General features: G+C 48.2%; 1 protein-coding gene and 1 pseudogene. Both read left to right on the top strand.

The genetic code is table 11. The features are described 5' to 3' along the window. A pseudogene (locus QUB30_RS33385) lies at positions 1-1,170 on the top strand (DUF5906 domain-containing protein); the annotation flags it as partial. Between the two features lie 195 nt (positions 1,171-1,365). Next, positions 1,366-2,076 carry a hypothetical protein gene (locus tag QUB30_RS33380; RefSeq protein WP_333342605.1) on the top strand — a complete coding sequence of 237 codons (711 nt, stop codon included), beginning with the start codon at positions 1,366-1,368 and terminating at the stop codon, positions 2,074-2,076. Positions 2,077-2,163 lie beyond the last annotated feature (87 nt).

The raw sequence follows: 2,163 nt of genomic DNA, 5'->3' as shown, positions 1-2,163 counted from the left end.
AGCAAGGTTAATTTAGATGAGCTTCAGAGCCTTAAACAGTTCATTACTGGGGACATTCTTGATATTGAGCGCAAGGGGAAAGACGGCTATGAGTACAAGCCTGCTGCTATCTTTTTTGCGAACTGTAACAAGCTACCCGCCATCACCGGGGGAACGGCTGCGATTGATGACCGCTACGGCATATTGAGATTCAATAAGACCTACAAGCGCAACGCTGACCCGTCTCAGGGTGAATTAGAGGCTGACCCACGCTTTAAGGATGACGAGAACTTTATCCTTGAGCGGATTGCGCCGGCAATGCTTAACAAGATGCTGGAGCGGTTGCCACTGCTATTGACTGAAGGGATTGACTATAAAGCAACTCGCGAGGCAATGCGGGAAGCTCAAGAAGAAAGCCGCCACCTCTGGCAGTTTGCCCGTGAAGTTGGTTTGGAAGTTCAGACCGGTGGGCGAGTTTGGGTTAAAGATTTGTGGGAGCAACTGCAAGCTTGGTATGAGGACGCAGGGATTTTAGAAAGAGACACTAGCGGCACCAAAGAGAAGTTGATTTGGAATGAACTTTCAAGTAAATACGACGCTCCTGTAAAAGCTATAAACCAGTTGGGGTCAAGGTTTAGTGAAATTTTCCCTAAGCTCCAGGTCTGCCGCTATTGCGAACGGGATGATATGGAACGGAGAAACCAAAGATATCTACTTGGAATTGGATTCGTGAAAACTGCGGAGCCATCGGAGCCAGTAGACACAGCAAGGGATACATCGGAGCCAACTGCGGAGCCAAAAAACACTGGCTCCGCAGTTGGCTCCCCTAAAACCCTTACACAGAGCGCTGGCTCCAATGGCTCCGCAATTTCTTCACCTTTCGCGGAAGTTTGCAACTTACTCTCTCAACTTACCGATGACGAGCGGCGGAAGTTGGCAGATTTACTGGCACAACCTCAGCTATTAGCCCCCAAAGTTACTCCTGAAGATGCCCAGAAAATGCGAGACATAGCCGTGGACTTCTGGCCCGAATACTACCCAGAACAAATGCAAGCTCTCCAAACACAGATGTTTGGCTGGCAAGCACCGGGCAGTAAGTACGACGTAGCCACGCTTGCTAAATGGCTGGAAGGGGAAGAGGAAGTAGTTCGCAGTCGGATTGGTGAGCTCGTACATCACAGAAAAGGTTGAGCTCTAGCATCTTTTATTCTGAAAACTGCCGCTAGTGGGTTGTGCCAGTAGCGGCAGTTTTTTGGGGCCAGTTGAGTGTGCACTTTCTAGTAAGTGGCACAGTAATTACCGTTTATATAAATGGTTTAGCAAAACCCTTGACAACCATTTATGGAAATGGTTAGATAGTGATATCAACCATTTATGGAAACGGTAATGAGTAACAAAGCACGGAACACATCAGGTAAGTTCGCTGCCAAGTCTGACACGCCCCGCAAAATACGATCGGTGAATTTGACGGATGATGCTTGGCAGTGGTTGGCAGATGTGGCGGCACAAGCTGGGGTGTCACGTAACGATTATATCGAGGCAATGGCAGAGGGCAACATACCGCTTATAGAAACGGTAAGCTCTGAACCTTTACCGCTTATAGAAACGGTAAAACCGGATAGCGCTAAAACAACAGAACAACCGCAAGACGGCACTTTTCCGCTTATGGAAACGGTCAATCATGCTCTGACTACTAAAGAGGAAGCTCTGGCTCATGTCGCTATCTTCGGTTTCACGCCAGAGGAAGCTTTGGCAGATGCTCATTTTCAAATCGCAATGCTCCAATCGAATCATGATGAGCTTGAGGACAGGCATGAATTAGTAAAGCGGGAATATGCCGCGCTTCTAGAATCCAGTTCCGTAGTCACCAATAAGCTGAGAGGGGAAGTGCAGGAATTGCGATCACAACTTGCGACAGAGCGCGCCGATCGGGAAGAAATCGAAGCAGAACTCTCCGACCTGAAACAAAAATCAGCCACTGCCGGGAAAGATTTTCCCGACGCGGCCGACCTGCTTAACCAGTTGAAAGCCAAGCGGAAAAAATCAAAAACCGACTTGGCAGACATGGAAGCCATTCTAGAGATTTTGGAAAGTTGACGTGATAAATCTTTACAACCACCTCTTGACACGGTGGTTGTAAACCTGCACTGTAAAGGTAAGGAAGATTGATGCGCGACTGACAAG

Origin of the sequence: Microcoleus sp. BROC3 (genome assembly GCF_036702515.1) — a bacterium.
GTDB lineage: Bacteria > Cyanobacteriota > Cyanobacteriia > Cyanobacteriales > Microcoleaceae > Microcoleus.
Note: the sequence above shows the minus strand (reverse complement) of the source record. Positions and strands in the feature narration are given on the sequence as shown.